The following is a 19,107-nucleotide window of genomic DNA, read 5'->3' as shown; positions in this document are numbered from 1 at the left end:
AGCAATCGTTTTGCGAGGACTGGCAGTTGCCAGCCTGCCGTCATCACACCGGCCTGTGGTTATGGATCCCGGATCTGCGCTTCGCTTGTCCGGGATGACAGGGGAGTTTTTGGCTCGCCCTACCTCGTCCTCACGATCTGCAGCAGCTCGTCGCCGTAGTGCTCGAGCTTCTTGTCGCCGATCCCCGGCACGTTGCGCAGCTCGTCCAGCGTGGTCGGCCAGGCCCGGACGATGCCGTCGATGGTGGCATCGTGCAGCACCACATAGGCCGGCACGCCGCGTTCGCGCGCGACCTCTGACCGCCAGGCGCGCAGGCGCGCGCGCAATTCGGGATCGACGTCGCCTTGCGGCGCGCTCGCCGCGGGCGCGAGGTCACCGCGGCGTGACGTGGCCCGGCTGGCGCGAACCCGTGTGCCGGGCGCCTCCTCGCGCAGCCAGACCTCGGTCTCGCCGCGCAGCACGCCGCGCGAAGACTCCGTCAGCTTGAGCGCGCCGTAGGCTTCGCTGTCGCTGCGCAAATGGCCCGTCGCCACCAATTGCCGCAGCACCGTGCGCCACTGCTTCTCGTTGAGCTCGCGGCCAATGCCGAACACCGACAGCTTGTCGTGACCGAACTGCGTGACCTTCTCGGTCAGGCGTCCGACCAGCACGTCGATCAAATGCATGGCGCCGAAACGCTGCCCGGTGCGATAGACGCAGGACAGCAGCTTCTGCGCCAGCACCTTGCCGTCGCGCATCTTCGGCGGCGTCAGGCAATTGTCGCAATTGCCGCAGCTCTCGCCCATCACGATCTCGCCGAAATAGGCGAGCAGGCGCCGGCGTCGGCAATGCGGCGTCTCGGCGAGGCCGACCAGCGCGTCGAGCTTGCCGATCGAGACCCGCTTGAAATCCTCCGATCCGGCCGATTCGTCGATCATGCGGCGCTGCTGCACGATGTCGGAGAGGCCGTAGGTCATCCACGCCGCCGACGGCTTGCCGTCACGGCCGGCGCGTCCGGTCCCCTGGTAATAGGCTTCGATGCTCTTGGGCAGGTCGAGATGGGCGACGAAGCGCACGTCGGGCTTGTCGATGCCCATGCCGAAGGCGATGGTCGCGACGATCACGATGCCGTCCTCGTTGAGGAAGCGATCCTGGTTGCGCGAGCGCAACGCCCCGTCGAGCCCGGCGTGGTAGGGCAGCGCCGCAATGCCGGCCTGGGCAAGCGCGGCGGCGACCTCCTCGACGCGGTTGCGCGACAGGCAATAGACCACGCCGGCATCGCCCATGTGGCGCTCGCGGATGAATTCTTTCAGCTGCGACACCGCATTGCGCTTGTCGACGATCTCATAGCGGATGTTGGGCCGGTCGAAGCTGGAGACGAACTGCGGCGCGCCCGTCAGCTGCAGCCGCTCGACGATCTCCTTGCGCGTCAGCTCGTCGGCGGTCGCGGTCAACGCGATGCGCGGCACGTCGGGAAAGCGCTCGGCGATGACGGAAAGGCCGACATATTCGGGCCGGAAATCGTGGCCCCATTGCGAGACGCAATGCGCCTCGTCGATCGCGAACAGCGCCACTTTCGCCTGCGCCAGCAGCGATAGGCAGCGCGGCGTGACCAGCCGTTCCGGCGCGACATAGAGCAGATCGAGATCGCCGGCGAGCAGGCGGCGTTCGATGTCGGAGGCCTCCTGCGGCGTCAGCGACGAGTTCAGCGCGGCGGCATTGACACCGGCCTCGATCAGGCCGGCGACCTGGTCGCGCATCAAGGCGATCAACGGCGAGACCACGATGCCGCAGCCTTCGCGCAGCAAGGACGGAAGCTGATAGCACAGCGACTTGCCACCGCCGGTCGGCATCAAGACCAGGCAATTGCCGCCGTTTGTGACGTGCCGGACGATCTCTCCCTGGGCGCCGCGAAAGCCCGGCAGGCCGAACACCGAATGCAGCACCGACAGCGCGTCGCGGCCGTTGGCCGGCGCAGGCAGTGGGGCGTTGGAGGGAGCGGACATGGGCGGAGCAGATCAGGCCGTGGGATTCGTCACAAGGCCAGTCGCATGCTGGTGTGGCTGTGGCAAGTCCATCCGCCCCCCTCTCCCCCCAAGCGATGGAGGTTTCGAAAATGGGGGGCGCGGAGAGGACCCACAGCGTCATGGCCGGGCTTGTCCCGGCCATTCACGCCTCCACGCACCACAAAGAACGTGGATGCCCGGGACAAGCCCGGGCATAACGACTTCTGCTGAATGGTCGAATACGACTGCCGCCCGCAAGCGAAGAGGCGTGAGAAAGAGCTACGCCCCGATCCGTCGCAGCGCTTCTGCGACGGTCACGATCGGCATGTTGCGTCTGCCGGCCGCCTCAAGCGCATGAAGCATCAGATGCGGCGTGCAGCCATAGGGGCTCGGCCTGTCGCTGACGTCGTGGCCGTAGAAGATCAGCCAGCCGCCGCTCGCGACCGCCTCGTCGAAATAGCGATCGACCCCGGCCTCGTCGATCTCGCAATCGACCAAGGGCGAGGCGCGCAGAAATTGGAGGTCGATGACGCCGCTGTTGACGCCGGGAAGAATGCCGCGCGCGGAACGGAAGGCTTTTGTCAGCTGCGGCTTGCGCCACACCGAGGCGATGCCGTAGGGATAGGCGAAATTCTCCAGCGTGATCGAGGCATCGATGCCGCGGAGATGGCTGCGGTTTCGTTCGATCTCGCGCGCCATGGCGGCTTCGTCGAGCGTCGCCGAGCTCTGATGCGAGAAGGTGTGGCAGGCGATCTCGTGCCCGGCGCGGTGAAGCCGGACGATGGCGTCATCCGAGAGGCCATGCCAATGCTCCGACGGCCGACCGATCAGGCTGCCGGCGAGGTAATAGGTGCCGCGGCCGCCATGCCGCTCCAGTAGCTCGGCGCCCTCGCCCGCGGCGCTATCGGGGGCATCGTCGAACGTGAAGCTCACCATCGCCGCATGTGCGGCCAGCCGGTGCGGCGCGGCGCGGAAATGCCGGGCCAACCGATTGCTCACGCGTCCCTGGAGTGCCGACCACACGACTGCGTTTCCTGTGATGCCTTCTTGCTCTACTGAAACATTCGTGCGCAGGTCGAGGCAAGCCTAACGCCCGGGTAATCCTAATGCCGAACCAAGACCGCTTCGGCTAGCGCACCGACATCGACGCGTCGGCGTCCGCGCCGAGATAGCGCAGCCAATTGCGGAAGAGCACCGCCGCCGCGTCGCCAGCGCCGATATCGGCGCGCAGGTTCAGCGCGGGCAGCTCGTTGCTGAGCGCCGGATGGCGCTGGTGCGCCGCCTTCCTCTCGAAGCGCGCCAGCTTCTCTTCCGTCGCTGCGTCAAAATAGCTCACCGGCAGGCGCGGATAGGTCTCCCGCTCCCGCGCGAGGTAGCGGCCGATGTCACGCAGATATTCGCGCTGCAGCGACAGCGCGTCATATTCGGGGTGACCCTGGAAGAACACGAAGCGGCTGGCGTATTGGCGAACGAAGACGTCGACGCCAGCCTCCTGTGAGCGTGTCAGCACCTGATAACCGGCGTGCACGAGGTCGCTCTCGGCGATCTCGTTCAGACGTGAATGCGAGACCTTGAGCGGTGCGGGCGCAGAGCGGGTCAGCAAATCGTCCGTGACGACGCCGCAATCGAAAATGCCGTGACATTTGGCCGGCAGCCGCCGCCGTTCAATATTGTCGAGGTGCAGCACCGCGGCATGCGCGGCAAGGCAAGACCAGATCGTCGAACGCGTGTTGATCTTGGCCCAGTCGATCAGGTTCGTGAGGTCGCGCCAGTACGGCTCCCCGTCGAGCTCGGGCGCGATCGGCTCTGCGCCCGTCACGATCAGCCCATCGAACTTGCCGTGCTCGAGATCGGAAAGGTTGGAATACTCGCTCTCGACGTGCCACTTGGCTTCCGGCGACCGCTTCACGCTGGGAAGCGAGAAGCAGTGGAAGCGGATACGGTGCGAGCCCGCCGCGGCCTGAAGCAGCTTCATGAACTGCCGCTCGGTCGCCTTCAACGCGGCATCCGGCATGTTGTTGACGAGGCCGATGGTGAGCTCGGCGCCAGCATCGCGTGCGAGATCGTGCGCGGCCGGCACCAGCGTCGGGCCCGCGATAACCTGATCCCTGTCGATCAAGATCGTCATGGCCGGCGCCGCCTACTCTGCGGCCTCGCGGCGCGCCGACGGGCAGGCCTTTTCCAGCGCCTGGTCGATGTCCTCGATGATATCAGAGACATGCTCGATGCCGATCGACAGACGGATCGTCTCCGGCAGCACGCCAGCGGCGCGCTGCTGCTCCGCCGACATCTGGCGATGGGTGGTCGATGCCGGATGGCAGGCGAGCGACTTGGCATCGCCGATATTGACGAGGCGCGTGATCAGCTTCAGCGCATCGTAAAACGCCTTGCCGGCCTCCATGCCGCCTTTGATGCCGAAGGTGAATAGCGAGGAGGCGTTGCCGTTCAGGTACTTCTGCACGAGGGGATAATAGGGGCTGGCCGGGAAGCCGGTGTAATTGACCCAGGCCACGCGCTGATCGCCGCGCAGGAATTCGGCGACCTTGCGGGCGTTCTCGACATGGCGCTCCATGCGCAGCGCCACGGTCTCGATACCCTGAAGCAGCAGGAAGGCGTTGAACGGCGACAGCACCGAGCCCATTGTGCGCTGATAGACGCTGCGCGCGCGCTCGATATAGGCGGTCTTGCCGAAGCGCTCGGCATAGACCAGGCCGTGATAGGAGGCGTCGGGCTTGTTGTAGGCCGGGAAGCGATCGGCGTGCTCGGCCCAGGGAAAGTTTCCGGAATCGACGATGGCGCCGCCGAGCGTGGTGCCGTGACCGCCCAAGAACTTGGTCAGAGAATGCACCGCGATATCGGCCCCATAGTCGAACGGCTTGAAGAGGATCGGGGTGGCGACGGTGTTGTCGACGATCAGCGGCACGCCATGCGCGTGCGCGACCTTCGCCAGCGCCTCGATGTCGCAGACATTGCCGGCGGGATTGCCGATGGTCTCGGCGAACACCGCACGGGTGTTCTCGTCGATCAGCTTCTCGACCGCCTCGGGCTTGTCGCTCTCGGCGAAACGGCCGGTAATGCCTTGGCGCGGCAGGATGTGGGAGAGCAGCGTATGCGTGGTGCCGTAGAGCTGCGGCACGGAGACGATGTTGCCGCCGTGATCGGCGACGTTGACGAAGGCGAAATGCAGCGCTGCCTGCCCGGTCGCGACCGCGAGCGCGCCGACGCCGCCTTCGAGCTGGGCGATGCGTTTCTCAAGCACTGCGCTGGTCGGATTGGCGATGCGGCTGTAACGAAAGCCTTCGGTCTCCAGATTGAACAGGGCGGCGCCATGATCGGCGCTGTCGAAGGCGTAGGCCGCGGTCTGGTAGATCGGCACGGCCACTGCGTGCGTGGTGGCTTCAGGCTCGTAGCCGGCGTGAATAGCGATCGTCTCGTTGCGCATCGTGCCACCTCCGCGTGGAGCGGGCCGCACTTATTGGCCTAAAAGAGGCATGTGCGTTGTCCGCCGTCCCTCTGTTAGAGGCGGGTGGTAAAGCGGACAATAATTCGCTTAGAGATCGAGGAAGTAACCCTAATGCTTGCTCGCGGATTGGCTGAAAACCGAGTTAAAGTCGATTAACGAACGCGCGGCGCCACCCTCGCCCACGAGGACGAGGGGCTGCCGTCAGCGCTGCGGTAGCTCGCAGCGTCAACCCATCTGCTCCCACAGCCGATGTGCCAGCACGCCGACGCGTTTCTCGATTGCGGCCGCGGCATCGAGTGCGAGATCCTCGCGATAGCGCCCGGCGATCAGTTGCACGCCGATCGGCTTGCCGTCATGCAGCGCCACCGGCACCACCGCGCCGGGCAGGCCCAGCACGTTGATGGCGGAGATGAAGCGGATCTCGCCCCAGAAGATCTCGCGCACGCGCTCGGAGCTGATGGTGTCCTCGCGCGGGCCCGGCGTCGGCTTCACCGTGGTCGGCGCCAGCACCACCGGATACTCCTCGAAGAACAATTGCCAGGCGCGGATGTGGCCGTTGCGCGCGGCGGTCGCCTGCATCCAGCCCTTGAGATCGAGCACGTTGGCCTTGGCCTTCATGCCGCCCCAGGACTTGTGAAAATCCTCGGATGTGACCTTCAGCATGGCGGCCTCCTGCATCATCACAGTCTCGTTGGTGATGATGTCGCACCAGGTCTGCCAGACCCCGTTGATATCGGGCACCTCGACCTCGCTGACGCGGTAGCCGGACCGCTCGAGATGATCGGCAGCCTGGCGCAGCGCCGCGGCGACAGAGGGATCGACGTCCATGTCCTCGGGGATCTTTGCCAGCGCAACCTTGATCGGCCGCTTCGGCCGCTCGCCGATCAGCGGCGCCGGCACCCACCAGGGGTCGCGCGGATCGCGCTGGCTCATCACCTCCAAAGCGAGGCGCACGTCGGCGACATGGCGCGCGAGCGGCCCCTGCGCCGACATCAGATGCGCCAGCATCGGCCGCTCCGACGTTGCGCTTCCGTTGAAGGCAGGGATGCGGCCCTGCGTCGGCTTGATGGTGGCAACGCCGTTGCAATGCGCCGGCCAGCGCAGCGAGCCGCCGATGTCGTTGCCGTGGGCGATAGTGCCGATGCCCGCAGCGACCGCCGAGCCCGCGCCCCCGGAGGAGCCGCCGCAGGTGATGTCGGGATCCCAGGGGTTGAGCGTCAGCCCGTGCAGGGGATTGTCGGTGAAGCCGCGAAAGGAGAATTCGGGCGTGTTGGTGAGACCGATGACGATCGCGCCTGATTTCTTCAGGTTGCGCACCACGGGCGAGTCGGAGGGTGCAATGAGGTCCTTGTTGGCGGGCACGCCGTTGAAATTCGGCCGGCCCTCGTAGTCGACATTTTCCTTGATCGTAATCGGCACGCCGTGCAGGAGGCCGAGCTCGCCGCCTTTGGCGCGCTGCTTGTCGGCCGCGTGCGCCGCTTTGAGTGCTTCCTCCGAGAGATCGACGACGACCGCATTCAGCTTCGGATTGACGGTGCGCATTCGTTCGAGATGCGCTTCCACCGCCTCGACCGCGGAGATGGCGCCGGAGCGGATCGCAGCCGCGGTCTCGACCGCCGACCATTGCCAGGCCGGCCCCTTCGGGCGCCGCGGCTTCGCCGATTTGCCGGCAGCGACCTTTCTGGCCGGCTTGGCGACGGCGCTCTTGCGGCCGGAGCCCACCTTCTTCAAAGTCTTCGCCGTCTTCTTCAACACACTTTTCTTCTTGGTCGCCGTCTTCTTCGCCACGCCGCATCTCCTAAATTTGCGCGGCGGAGGTTAGGGATGACATGGGACCCTGTACAGGCGCGATTCTGCATGGCGCATTGTCGCGACGCTCTGTCGCAATCGCAGCCTTCCGTGAGCAAGCTCCTACACCAACGGTGGATTGAGCCGCGCAAAGCCCTCCTGGACGCGATAGGGATAGTACGGATAAGGCGGCATCACCCCGCTGACCTCATCGAGCCGCTTGATCTGGTCCGCGCTCAGCGACCAGCCGACGGCGCCGAGATTGTCGCGCAGCTGGGCTTCGTCGCGCGCCCCGATGATCACGGAGGAGACCGTGGGACGCGACAGCAGCCAGGCAATCGCGACCTGCGGCACGGTCCGACCGGTCTCCGCAGCAATCGCATCCAGCACGTCAACGACGGCGTAGAGGCGCGCATCGTCCACGGGCGGACCGAACTGTGCGGTGGCATGCAGGCGGCTTCCTTGCGGCAGCGGCTGGCCGCGCCGGATCTTTCCGGTGAGCCGGCCCCAGCCCAGCGGGCTCCAGACCAGTGCGCCGACGCCCTGATCGCGCGCGAGCGGCATCAGCTCCCATTCATAGTCGCGCCCCAGCAGGGAGTAATAGACCTGGTGCGCGACATAGCGCGGCCAGCCATGCCGCTCCGCGATCGCGAGCGACTTCATCAGCTGCCAGCCGGCGAAATTCGAGACGCCGACATAGCGCAGCTTGCCGGCGCGCACCAGAGTATCGAGCGTGGACAGCACCTCCTCCATCGGCGTGAACGCGTCGAAGGCGTGGAGCTGAAGCAGATCGATATGGTCGGTGCCGAGCCGTCGCAGCGCAGCATCGACCGAGGCGAGCAGTCGCTGCCGTGACGAGCCGACATCGAGCGGACCGTCGCCCATTGGCAGGCTCATCTTGGTCGAGATCAGCACCTTGTCGCGGCGCCCCTTGATCGCAGAACCGAGGATCTCCTCGGAGGCGCCGTTCGAATAGACATCGGCGCTGTCGAACAGATTGACGCCGGCATCGAGGCAGACATCGACGAGCCTGCGGGCTTCATCAGTGCCGCTGCGGCCCCAGGCGGAGAACAGCGGACCTTGTCCGCCGAACGTGCCGGTGCCGAAGCTGAGGACGGGGACTTTGAGCCCGGAAGCGCCGAGATTGCGGTATTCCATGATCGCTCTCCTATTCCGCCGGGCACGCCGCGGCGGTGGCCGGCGCGCGATCGAGCCGGAGACTCCACAGCGCCAGAACGAGACCGATGGCCGTGATCCCGGCCGCGACCAGCGGCAGCGCCGAGAGACCGAGCCCGCGATCGATGGTGACGCCGCCGGCCCAGGCGCCGAGTGCGTTGCCGAGATTGAACGCGGCGATGTTGAGGCTGGAGGCGAGCGTCCGGCCGCTGGGACCTGCGGCTTCCAGCACGCGAAGCTGAAGCGGCGCGACGGTTGCGAAGGCGGCGGTGCCGAGTAGAAGGATTAGCGCGACGGTGAGGATCTTGATCGGCAGCACGGCCGCCAGGCCGAGCAGCACGATCGCAAGCGCGGCAAGCGTGCCGGTCAGGGCCCGTGCGAGGCCGCGGTCCGCAAGCTTGCCGCCGGCGATATTGCCGATCCCAAGGCCGACGCCGAACACCAGCAGGATCGGCGAGACGGCAGCCTCCGAAAAGCCGGTGAAGCGCGTCAGGATCGGCTGGATATAGGTGAAGACGACGAACAGTCCGGCGAAGCCGAACACGGTCATGGCAAGACCGAGCAGCACCTGCGGACGGCCGAGCACGGCCACTTCCTCGGCAAGCGAAATCGGCTTGTCGCCATCGCCGACATGGCCGGGGACGAGCGCGGCGACGACCGAAAACGCGATCACGCCGATGACAGTCACCGCCCAGAACGCCGCGCGCCAGCCGAGCATCAGGCCGAGCCAAGCACCGAAGGGCACGCCGAGGAGCGTTGCGACCGTCAGGCCGATGAACATGGTGGCGATCGCAGACGCACGCTTGTCCTCGGCGACGAGGCTGGTGGCCACCACCGAGCCGACGCCGAAGAACGTGCCGTGCGCGAGGGAGGTCAGCACCCGCGCGGCCATCAGCAATTCGTAAGTGGGTGCGAGCGCGCAAGCCGCATTGCCGAGCGTGAAGATCGCCATCAGCGCCAGCAGCACGGTTTTCCGCGGCATCCGCCGCGTCGCCAGCGTCAGCACCGGCGCGCCGACGAACACGCCGAGCGCATAGCCTGATATCAGGAGGCCCGCGACCGGCACCGAGACGTGCATGTCGGCGGCGACCTGCAGCAGCAAGCCCATGATGATGAATTCGGTGGTGCCGATGCCGAAGGCACCGGCGGTGAGCGCGAGGACGGCAGGAGGCATGCGTTGCTCCAAGGGATGAGACGAGCCACGCAGATAGCGGCGCTGCCGCCAAACCATTAGAATGTCCGCAATCCAATCATTTGTGACGTGAATTCAACATGGCCCGTTTCGACACCAACCGCTCGGCCGAGATGGAGGTCTTCGTCCGCGTCGTGGACCTCGGCGGCTTCACCCAGGCCGCGCGAAAGCTGCGCCTGACGCCATCGGGCGTCAGCAAGCTGATCTCGCGTCTGGAGGCGCGCCTCGGCGCGCGGCTCGTCAACCGCACCACGCGCAAGCTGACGCTGACGGCGGAAGGCCAGGCCTTCTACGAGCGATCGTTGCGCATCCTCGCCGAGATGGAGGAGGCCGAGCGCGAGGCGGCCTCGGGCGCGGCGCCGCGCGGCCGCCTCACGGTCAACTGCAACATCCCCTTCGGCATGCTGCATGTGATGCCTTTGATCCCGCGGTTTCTGGCGCAGCATCCCGACGTCACGCTCGATCTCGTGCTGACCGATACGGTGATCGACCTGATGCAGGAGCGCGCGGACGTCGCCATCCGCGTCGGTCCGCTGCGCGCCTCGCGGCTGGTCGCGCGAAAGCTCGGCAGCAGCCGCATGGTCGTGGTCGGCGCGCCGGATTATCTCGCCCGTTGTGGCATGCCGAAGATTCCGGCCGATCTCGCCGACCACCGCGGCATCGGCTGGACCTTTCCACGCAGCATCCGCGGCTGGCCGTTCAGGCGTGGCGACCACGCCGAGGAGGCCCTGCCGCCGCCGGTCGCGCGCGCCAGCGACGGCGAGGCCGCCCGCCGCCTCTGCCTCGGCAGTGTCGGTCTCGCGCGCCTCGCGCTCTTCCACATCGGTCCCGACATCGAATCCGGCCGCCTCGTCCCGGTGCTGCAAAGCTACAATCCCGGCGATCGCGAAGACATCCACGCCGTCTATGTCGGCCACACCGCCCCACTCCCGGCACGCGTGCGCGCGTTCATCGACTTCCTCGCCGACCACGTGCAGGTGAGCGACCCCGCGTTGAAGCGGACCGGGGATGGGAAGTGGAAGCTGGTGGGGTGAAGCGGCCGCGCAGGGCGCAGGAGAAGCTTGCCCCCGACAGGCTTGCCGAGCCGAAGCAAACGGCACCGAGTCCACCTTCGCCTTGCAGGCTCCGGCGCGCCAGCCTTGCGCAAACGTCGTTTGCGAAGGCTGGCGAGGAGAGTGTCAGTCCAGGGATGCCGGGCGAGCCAACGCCGGCGAAATAAATTGCTTCAGCATTGTGGCCGCGCTTCCTAGGGTCGGCCTGTGCTTGGCCAATTCCAGCGTCCGCACGAGCACGGTCAAGTGTGCGATTCCGAAAAAGAGGCGACCACGATCATGAGCAATGCCATCACTGCCACCGGAGAGAAACCGCTGCCTCCGGCCATGCTGCGCGAGTTGTCGGTGCGGTCCGATTGGCAGGGTCTGGCCCGCGCGGCCAGCCACTACGGCGTCATCGTCGTTGTCGGCGCGCTGATCTGGCTGGTCTCATCGCAATACGGAATCGTTTGGGCGTTGCCGCTGGTGGTCGTCCAAGGCTACTTTGTCGCATTCCTGTTCATGGTGGTCCACGAGACGGCCCACAAGACGGCGTTTCGCAGCCGGGCGCTTAATCTCGCCTTCGGTCATATCTCCTCGTTCGCGGTCGGCTTGCCTTACGAATATTACTGCTTATTCCACTGGGATCATCATCGGTATACGCAGGATCCAAAGAGGGATCCGGAACTGCTGTCGGTTCCGATCCCGACCTCGGACGCGCAATTGGTGATCGTCTACAGCGGCTTGCGGCAGGTTGCCTTCCGGGTGGGGCTGATGCTTCGCCATGCGTTGACCGGCAACGCCACGTCACCCTGGATTCCCGAAAGCAAACGCCACATTGTCGTGACAGAAGCGCGTCTCCATCTGGCAGGCTACGTCACGCTGTTGCTGGCATCGATCGCGTTGCACACCTTGATCCTGTTGTGGGTCTGGGTGGTCCCCGTGATCGTCGGTCAATTGTTTCTGCGTCCGTATCTGCTTGCCGAACACACCGGCTGCGATCGCACGCGCAGCGCCTTCCAGAACACCCGCACCACCTATACCGCCAGGTTCGTGCGCTGGTTCGCATGGAACATGCCCTATCATGTCGAACACCATGCCTATCCTTCGATTCCTTTCCATGCGCTGCCGAAATTGAACCGGATCGTCGCCGATCGGATCGTCTATCGGGGCCCGGGCTACATCGCAGTGACGCGGCAGACGTGGGCCTGGTTTCGCCGCGCACGCAACGGTACCGAACGCCCGATCGGTTCTGATTGAGTCGAGATCAGGACTTGGCGGAAGCCAGCAGATTGCCGTTGCCGCAGGCCATGCTGCGCCCAAGGTGTGAGCAGCTTGATGAATTTATTGCCCCAATCACGGTTGGAAGCTGTTTGCTTGCGCAAAAAGTGGACAGCAGGACCTTGTCGATTAATTGCTTCATGGTCTTCGATCTTCAGACGATCCTGTCGTTAAGGCCGATCACCTCCGGTCGCCGGCATCACAGGAGTTTGGCATGCGATCAACAACTGCTCTTCGCTTCGCCGTGTTCGTGCTATCTGCGTCCTTCCTGTTTGCGCCGTCCGAGCGTGCGACAGCCGAGGAATTGCTAAAGGCGCGGCTCGCCCAGAATCTTGGGCCGATCTCGGGACTGGCGATCGTTGCCCATGCGAAAGGCATTTTCGCCAAGCAGGGGCTCGACATCTCGGTCTCCAATTTCACCAGCGGGAAGCAGTGCCTCGATACGGTGCTTGGGGGAGGGGCGGATTTCGCGACAACAGCCGAGGCGCCGGTCACGGCGGCCGCGATGGCGCAACAGCCGATCGCCTTCGTGGCGGGAATGGAATATTCGGATCTCAAGACCATGACCGCAGCTTCTGCCGGGATCAAGACGAAGGCCGATCTGCGTGGAAAGCGAATCGCCTTCACGGCCGGAACCGGCAGCGAGGTCTACACCTCGGTTCTGTTGAAAGCGGCGGGCCTGACGTCGAAGGACGTGACGCTCGTCAACCTGCGACCGCAGGAGATGCTCCCTGCCATGGCGGCCGGCAGCATAGACGCATTCGACACCTGGGAGCCGCACGTCGCGAATGCGAAGAAGGCTCTCGGCGAAGGCGCGATCCCGCTTGATACCAAAGGTCTCTACTCGGAGACTTTCAATATCGTCGTGACGCAGTCTTACCTCGCCGCCAACCCCGCGATCGTCAGCAAGTTCCTGGCGTCCCTCATCGAAGCCGAGGGCTGGCTCAAGGCGAATCCGGGTGAAGCAATCGACGTCATCGCAGCGGCGACGGGGATGAAGCGCGATGAATTGGCGTCGATCTGGACGGACTACGTCTACCATGTGCGCCTCGACGACAGGATTCTCACGACTCTGAAAACCCATGCCGCCTGGCGCCTCGAGACCGGCAATCATCCCCCTGGAGCGAGCATGCCCGATTTCACGAAAGTCCTGGTGACGGCGCCACTGAAGGCGCTCGATCCAGCTCGCGTCACGCTGGAGGCGCGCCCGTGAGCGTCGGCAGACGCAGCAGCGCGACCGAACGGCTGAGCGTACTGGTCGCCGTCCTCTCCGTGCCCGCCTTCACAGGCATGTGGGAACTGGTTGCGCGCTCCGGCATCGTGAACACCGTGCTGTTTCCGCCGCCATCGACCGTCGCCGTCGCCGTTCTCGAATGGATTCGCAGCGGACAATTCTTCGCCGACCTGATGGCGAGCCTCGCGCGCGTGGCCGCGGGATTTGCCATCGGGGCCGCGGGCGGAATCGTGCTCGGCATCCTGACCGGCCGGTTTCGGCTGGTGTCCAGCCTGCTTTCGCCCTTATTTCACATCCTTCGCCCAATTCCTCCCATCGCCTTCGTGCCGATCGTCATCCTTTGGTTTGGCCTCTCGGAAACAGGCAAGCTTTTCCTCGTCGTTTGGGGCGTGTTCTTCACGGTATGGCTCGCGACCCACATCGGGGTGCAGAAAGTCGACCACGGACTTATCCGAGCCGCCCAGATGCTCGGCACGCCGCAACCGCAGATGCTGTGGGAGATCGTCCTTCTTGGCGCGCTGCCCTATATCACGGTCGGTCTTCGGACCGCGGTGAGCATCTCCTTCTACACGCTGGTCGCCGCCGAACTGGCGGGAGCGTTCGCCGGTATCGTTTATCGTATCGAAATTGCGCAACAGAACATGCAAACGGGTCAGGTCATGGGCGGGCTGGCGGCTCTCGGGCTGCTTTCCTTCGTCGCCGACCGTTCCTTCGCAATTCTTGCCGAACGTGCCGTGTGGTGGCGATGATCCCGAGCCTGCTTCGTCCAGACCAGCCGCTCAGGCTCGTGGATACGTACCCGCCGTCCGCCGCGGCGCGTCAGGCGATCATCCGGGTCGAGGATTTGAGCATCGTCTTCGATGCGCCGAGCGGGCAGGTCATCGCGGTCGACCGCGTATCCCTGGCAGTAGCCCAGGGGGAATTCGTCTCGATCGTCGGTCCATCCGGCTGCGGCAAGTCCACGCTGCTGAATGCAATGGCCGGCCTCGAGCGGCCGTTCGGAGGCCAGGTGCTCATGGCCGGCGAAGCAATGCGCAAGCCACGGCCCGAGATCGGAATGGTCTTCCAGCAGTCACATCTGTTTCCGTGGAAATCGGTGCGCCGGAATATCGCGCACGGGCCCCGCGCCCTCGGCAAGCCGAAAGCGGAGGCGCTGCGGATTGCCGACGGCCTCATCGAGATGATCGGCCTGACCAGATTTGCGTCGGCATATCCGCACACGCTATCCGGGGGCATGCAGCAGCGGGTTGCGATTGCCCGTGCCCTTGCCAATCAGCCGAGTGTCCTGTTGATGGACGAGCCGTTCGGAGCGCTGGATGCGCAGACCCGGGCGGTCATGCAGGACAATCTGCTCGAGCTCCGTGAGCGGATCAACGCAACAATCGTCTTCGTCACACACGACATCGATGAAGCGATCCTTCTCTCTGACCGTGTGCTGATCATGAGCGCCGGACCTGGCCGCATCCTCAGGGATCTTCAGGTGAGCCTGCCGCGGCCGCGCTCCAGCGCCATCGTCGCGGAGGCCGCCTATCTCGCCCTCAAGCGGGATTGCCTTGACCTGATCCGCTCGGAAGGCCGCAGGGCCTTCGAGCAGATGGAAATCACGACGTAGGCGTTTGACGACAGGTCTGGCATGGCTCTTGAATGGTTTTCCCCTGCGGCGGCAGGGGAGCGAGCAGATGTCAGCGGCAAGTCTCAGGAATGCGACCGGCATCATGCTGGCGGGATCGGATGCTCTGGTCGGGTCGCTGCCGAGCTTGTTGGATCCGTTGTGTGAGGCTGACCGGCGTCGTGTCCTCGCCATCGGCCGCGAGGAGGTTCTACAGGCAGGCAAGCATGTCTGGCGTCAGGGCGATCTGCAGAACGGCATTTATCTGATCGAAGAGGGGCGTATTCGCAGCTACTACGCGGCGCCTTCCGGACGCGAGGTGACGCTGGCCTACTGGTTCGCCGGCAATTTCGTCGGCGGCCCCGATCTGTTCGGTACTGGTGCCCACGTATGGTCTTCGGTTGCAGTGGAACGAAGCCGAGTGACGTTCTTGCCCGGCCCAGCCCTGCGCGCGCTGGCGCTTCAATCGGCAAGTATCGCAGTCGCGCTGCTGGATGCGCTCGCCTTCAAGGCACGGTGCTACTCGGCCATGGCGCAAATGCTGGGGACCCGCTCGGTGACCGAGCGGCTGCATCGTCTGTTGGTCTTCCTCTCGAAGATCTACGGTTCGCAGCAGGGCCGCGAGATCGTGATCGGGATCCCGTTCACGCATGGTGATCTCGCCAATCTGATCGGCTCAACCCGCCAATGGGTGACAGTGCAGCTTTCCCGCATGCAGGCAAGAGGCGTCATTCGTTATCACCGGGGCCTGATTGTGATCCTCAATCTGCGCGCTCTCGATCTCGAAGTGGTCTAGGAGGCGGCCTTCGGATATTCCTTTAGATCGAACAGTCTAGCCTTCGCATCGGGCAGCCATCGTTCGGCAAGGTCGAGAACAACATGGTCGCGCCACGCAGGTGCCAGCAAAGTGATACCCATCGGCATGCCGTTGCCGAGCGTTGCATTGGGAACCGACACCGCGCACAAGTCCACGAGATTGGCAAAATAGGAGTAGTAACCGAGGCGGTTGTTGAGCGTGATGGGATCTTCCATCATCTCCGCAATCGTGAAGGGGCGTGGCGCGGTCGGTACCACCAGAACATCGATCTCCTCGAAAAGCGTTTGGATCTGGCGTCGCAGCTTCCAAAGTCGATGTTGCGCGGCGAATGCATCTGTTGCGGAAAACCGGGCAGCTCCGCTCAGAACGTTGCGGATGACGTCAAGCAGGTCTCCATGATCGATGTTCAGGAGCTTGCTGATCGCCGCATGACGCTCGGCAATCCAGGGCCCTGAAAAGAGCATTTCACCGGCTTCGGCGAAAGGCGCGAAGTCAATGTTCCTGGCTTGACCTCCCAGTCCCGAAAGCCTCGTGCAGGCCTGCCTGTAAAGGTCATCGCATTCCGGCATGCCGAATGAATTGAGATGACCGACAGGGACCTGGCCGAACCGGAATTTGCGAGGAGATGGGAAGGACGAGGCAATCCGTTGGCGGCTAAAGGGATCACTGTCGTCGAATCCTTCGATCAACCCGAGCAGAATTCGACCTTCGGCAATGGAATTGCAGAAGATCGAGGGACAATCGAGCGTCGGACAGTTCGGCACAAGTCCCCGGGACGAGACGAGGCCGACGGTTGGCTTGATCCCGACGATTCCGTTGAAACCCGCGGGAATCCGGCCTGAGCCGCCGGTATCTGTGCCGAGAGCGAAGGCAACATGGCCGGATGCTACGGCAGCAGCCGAGCCGGAGCTCGAACCACCGGAGACATACTGATCGTCCGCCGCACTGGAACAGGCGCCGTAGGGGGAGCGGGCGCCGGACAGTCCGGTTGCGAACTGATCCAGGTTGGTTTTGCCAAGACAGATCGCACCCGCGGCCGCCAATTTCTCGACGCATCTAGCCGATTGCGCAGCCCTATATTCGAATGACGGACAGGCTGCTGTCGTTGGCATGGCCTCAACGTCAATATTGTCCTTGACGCCGAATGGCACGCCAAGGAGCGGCAGGACTTCACCCTCTTCCGCTCGTTGCACAAGGGCATCAACCTCAGCCAGCGCTTCCTCCATGGGCCGCACATAGATCCAGCAATTGCGGTGCCGGTCCCGCTCGATGCGCTCATAGGCGCTTATGATGATGGAGGCTAACTCGGCACGGGAACGGAGGGGTCGGCTCTGCGCGGATAGGATCGCTTGCGGCACGGAATAAGCTCCTGAGGGCATGACCCCACGAATATGAAGCCGCTGCCCAGCAATTAAAGCAACTAAGCGCCTCAACCGCACCGGCGGGACTCGAGCCTGCAACCAAACCGTTGTGAGCGGCAGCAAATGGCGGAGAGAGTGTCAGTCAATCCTGATTGACGTATAAGCTGTTTTCATTCCGAAGGGGTGGCAATCAACGGTCCTGGCTACTGGGCGCTTAGACACGCCTCGTAACATGACGAGGTAATGAAGATGGCGACGAAACGGCTCTTTGACGACTTCGACTTCGAAGGCTTCTGGGACGACTGTCCGTATTCCCTGGAGAACTATGTCGAGCCTCCGCCGACCGACGAGCTGATCGCCTCCATTGAGCATGAAATCGGTGGGTATCGGCTGCCGGCGGCCTATGTTGACCTCGCACGGCGCCACAATGGCGGAATGGTCAAGCGCAACTGCCACCCGATGAAGGAGCGTACAGGCTGGGCGGAGGACCACGTGGCGATCGAGGGGCTGTTCGCTCTTGGCCGCACGTCCACATATTCGCTCGCCGGGAAGTTTGGCGCCAAGTTCATGATCGAGGAATGGGGCTACCCGCCGATTGGCGTCGGAATCGCCGACACGCCGGCCGGGGGCCACGAACTGATCATGCTGGACTACCGGACCTGCGGAAAGCGGGGCGAGCCGCAGGTCGTGTACGTCGACCAGGAGGATGACTACCGTATCGTCGTCGTCGCGCCGGACTTCGAGACCTTCATTCGCGGCTTGGTCGAGGAGTCCGAGTACGACACTGCTGAGGAGGATCGGGCCGCTGCGATCGCGACCGCCGAGCGGGGAACGTTATCGCCAATCGTGGTGCGAGCCTTGGCCGCCGTCGGCGACCGTCTGCCGCACGGCGAGCGAATGTTGCGCACCTTGGCCCGGCAGATCGTGGACGAGAAGGGTTTCTTTGCCCTGCACGACGACGAGCGCTCGCACCTGATGTATGGACTGATATTCTGGCTTTATTCGAGCCTCTGTACGGCCAGATCCTTCGAAGCTTTCTTGGGCCGTCCCGAGACCGGCACCTCCTACGACTCGCCTTGTTACGAGCTGATGATCGCTTTCGACCTTGTCACCGAACCTTACGGCTTCAAGACGCGCGGGTACGCCGAGGGCTTCGTGAGGGATTGGTGGGACGGATGCGTCGCCCGCGGCGACATGGTCGAGATGGCGGAAGGCTACCGTCTGACTTCCAGGACCGAGGCGGCCCTGCTCGGACGCTTGGCGACGATTGCTGGCCCCGAAGGCAAATAAGCCGGCGCGATTGATTTGAGTGGGTGGCGGAGAGAGTGGGATTCGAACCCACGGTACGGTTTCCCGCACACACGCTTTCCAAGCGTGCGCCTTAAGCCACTCGGCCATCTCTCCGGAGCGCCCTCTCTTGAAGGGGCGCCGACGATTTTGCAAGGGATCGCGGAGATATCGGGCGATTTTTCCGCAACTTATTGTATTTACAGCACAATATCCGGCTTCACAGGTGCCTGGAGCGGCTGCGGGGCTGAACCGCGGGCGGCTCTGGCGCGACGATTCACGGCAAGCCGCCACGCACGACCGGGGACGCCATGACCATCCGCAACACCATCGCCGCCCTTGGCCTGATTTCGACCCTCGGCTCCGCCCTTGCCGCGCCGGCCCTGGCACAGGTCTGCACCCGGCAGGGGGTCGACGTCAGCTGCGACGACGGACGGCGCGGGGTGCTTTCAGGCGATGCCATCCTCTGGCCGGACGGCACGCGCTCCAGCTCGGCGCCGCATCAGAGTGTGATCATCGGCAACAAGAGCTCGGTGCAAGTCGGGCCCGGCGTGTTCGTCGGCCAGGGCAAGGGCGTGGTGCCGCTGGATAATCCGAACGCGCCGAACAAGCGGCAATGCGCGATCCTGGACGGCGTGTCATATTGCTATTGAGGGGCGCTCTTGCCTTCTCCCTTGCGGGAGAAGGTGGCGCGAAGCGCCGGATGAGGGATTGCATCCACGAATCTTGCTGCGAGACGTCCACGCGTGGAGAGACCCCCCCCACCCGTCTCGCCGCTGTCGCCATAGCCGATGCAAAGCATCGGCGTTCTTAAGAACGGCGGCCAGAGGCCGCCTATGCCACCCCCTCCCACAACAAGGGGAGAGGGTGAGATCGAGCCAAG

The 19,107-nt window shown here is 64.4% G+C and carries 17 protein-coding genes and 1 tRNA gene; 8 read left to right on the top strand and 10 right to left on the bottom strand.

Going from position 1 to position 19,107, the window contains the following annotated elements:
- Positions 1–119: 119 nt before the first annotated feature.
- The 7 genes from recQ to I6F17_RS33415 all read right to left on the bottom strand — a co-directional run bounded on the left by recQ (position 120) and on the right by I6F17_RS33415 (position 9,586).
- Positions 120–1,985, bottom strand: a complete 1,866-nt coding sequence (gene recQ, locus I6F17_RS33445; RefSeq protein ID WP_225131550.1) for a DNA helicase RecQ — start codon at positions 1,983–1,985, stop codon at positions 120–122.
- 279 nt (positions 1,986–2,264) lie between these two features.
- Positions 2,265–3,008, bottom strand: coding sequence for a polysaccharide deacetylase family protein (locus I6F17_RS33440; RefSeq protein WP_346657047.1), 744 nt, complete (start codon positions 3,006–3,008; stop codon positions 2,265–2,267).
- A 106-nt stretch (positions 3,009–3,114) separates the two neighbouring features.
- Positions 3,115–4,113: a homoserine O-succinyltransferase gene (locus tag I6F17_RS33435; protein ID WP_225131552.1), complete on the bottom strand. Its 999-nt coding sequence runs from the start codon at positions 4,111–4,113 to the stop codon at positions 3,115–3,117.
- A 12-nt stretch (positions 4,114–4,125) separates the two neighbouring features.
- On the bottom strand, positions 4,126–5,427 hold the full coding sequence (locus I6F17_RS33430; RefSeq protein ID WP_225131553.1) for an O-acetylhomoserine aminocarboxypropyltransferase/cysteine synthase family protein: 1,302 nt from the start codon (positions 5,425–5,427) through the stop codon (positions 4,126–4,128).
- Positions 5,428–5,673: 246 nt separating this feature from the next.
- Positions 5,674–7,236: an amidase family protein gene (locus tag I6F17_RS33425; protein ID WP_225131554.1), complete on the bottom strand. Its 1,563-nt coding sequence runs from the start codon at positions 7,234–7,236 to the stop codon at positions 5,674–5,676.
- Between the two features lie 123 nt (positions 7,237–7,359).
- On the bottom strand, positions 7,360–8,394 hold the full coding sequence (locus I6F17_RS33420) for an aldo/keto reductase (protein ID WP_225131556.1): 1,035 nt from the start codon (positions 8,392–8,394) through the stop codon (positions 7,360–7,362).
- 10 nt (positions 8,395–8,404) lie between these two features.
- On the bottom strand, positions 8,405–9,586 hold the full coding sequence (locus tag I6F17_RS33415) for an MFS transporter (protein ID WP_225131557.1): 1,182 nt from the start codon (positions 9,584–9,586) through the stop codon (positions 8,405–8,407).
- A gap of 98 nt (positions 9,587–9,684) precedes the next feature.
- On the opposite strand from I6F17_RS33415, the gene I6F17_RS33410 reads away from it, so the two are divergent.
- Complete coding sequence (locus tag I6F17_RS33410) at positions 9,685–10,638, top strand: LysR family transcriptional regulator (protein WP_225131558.1); 954 nt, start codon at positions 9,685–9,687, stop codon at positions 10,636–10,638.
- 297 nt (positions 10,639–10,935) lie between these two features.
- On the top strand, positions 10,936–11,895 hold the full coding sequence (locus tag I6F17_RS33405) for a fatty acid desaturase (RefSeq protein ID WP_036042674.1): 960 nt from the start codon (positions 10,936–10,938) through the stop codon (positions 11,893–11,895).
- Positions 11,896–11,902: 7 nt separating this feature from the next.
- Here I6F17_RS33405 and I6F17_RS33400 read toward each other — a convergent pair whose 3' ends face one another.
- Positions 11,903–12,058: a hypothetical protein gene (locus tag I6F17_RS33400; protein WP_157785189.1), complete on the bottom strand. Its 156-nt coding sequence runs from the start codon at positions 12,056–12,058 to the stop codon at positions 11,903–11,905.
- 72 nt (positions 12,059–12,130) lie between these two features.
- Here I6F17_RS33400 and I6F17_RS33395 point away from each other — a divergent pair, with 72 nt between their 5' ends.
- The 4 genes from I6F17_RS33395 (at position 12,131) to I6F17_RS33380 (ending at position 15,555) form a co-directional block, all read left to right on the top strand.
- On the top strand, positions 12,131–13,129 hold the full coding sequence (locus I6F17_RS33395) for an NrtA/SsuA/CpmA family ABC transporter substrate-binding protein (RefSeq protein ID WP_225131559.1): 999 nt from the start codon (positions 12,131–12,133) through the stop codon (positions 13,127–13,129).
- Between the two features lie 107 nt (positions 13,130–13,236).
- Positions 13,237–13,899: an ABC transporter permease gene (locus I6F17_RS33390; RefSeq protein ID WP_225131560.1), complete on the top strand. Its 663-nt coding sequence runs from the start codon at positions 13,237–13,239 to the stop codon at positions 13,897–13,899.
- A complete protein-coding gene (locus I6F17_RS33385) occupies positions 13,887–14,762 on the top strand; it encodes an ABC transporter ATP-binding protein (RefSeq protein ID WP_225131561.1) in 876 nt (291 codons plus the stop codon). Before I6F17_RS33390 ends, I6F17_RS33385 begins: the two co-directional genes overlap by 13 nt.
- A 67-nt stretch (positions 14,763–14,829) precedes the next feature.
- Positions 14,830–15,555, top strand: a complete 726-nt coding sequence (locus I6F17_RS33380) for a Crp/Fnr family transcriptional regulator (RefSeq protein WP_057030179.1) — start codon at positions 14,830–14,832, stop codon at positions 15,553–15,555.
- Here the strand turns inward: I6F17_RS33380 and atzF are convergent.
- Positions 15,552–16,934: an allophanate hydrolase gene (gene atzF, locus I6F17_RS33375; RefSeq protein ID WP_225131562.1), complete on the bottom strand. Its 1,383-nt coding sequence runs from the start codon at positions 16,932–16,934 to the stop codon at positions 15,552–15,554. The two genes, I6F17_RS33380 and atzF, sit on opposite strands and share 4 nt — an antisense overlap.
- Positions 16,935–17,180: 246 nt before the next feature.
- Here atzF and I6F17_RS33370 point away from each other — a divergent pair, with 246 nt between their 5' ends.
- The gene (locus tag I6F17_RS33370; RefSeq protein ID WP_225131563.1) at positions 17,181–18,227 is read left to right on the top strand and encodes an SMI1/KNR4 family protein; all 1,047 of its coding nucleotides are present in this window, start codon (positions 17,181–17,183) and stop codon (positions 18,225–18,227) included.
- 24 nt (positions 18,228–18,251) lie between these two features.
- On the opposite strand, the gene I6F17_RS33365 is transcribed toward I6F17_RS33370, so the two are convergent.
- Positions 18,252–18,341: transfer RNA gene (locus tag I6F17_RS33365), tRNA-Ser, on the bottom strand.
- Between the two features lie 194 nt (positions 18,342–18,535).
- Here I6F17_RS33365 and I6F17_RS33360 point away from each other — a divergent pair.
- Positions 18,536–18,877, top strand: coding sequence for a hypothetical protein (locus I6F17_RS33360; protein WP_225131564.1), 342 nt, complete (start codon positions 18,536–18,538; stop codon positions 18,875–18,877).
- Positions 18,878–19,107: the final 230 nt, after the last annotated feature.

Source organism: Bradyrhizobium sp. NBAIM18 (assembly GCF_020193825.1).
Lineage (GTDB): Bacteria > Pseudomonadota > Alphaproteobacteria > Rhizobiales > Xanthobacteraceae > Bradyrhizobium > Bradyrhizobium yuanmingense.
This window is presented reverse-complemented; position numbering and strand designations above follow the sequence as displayed.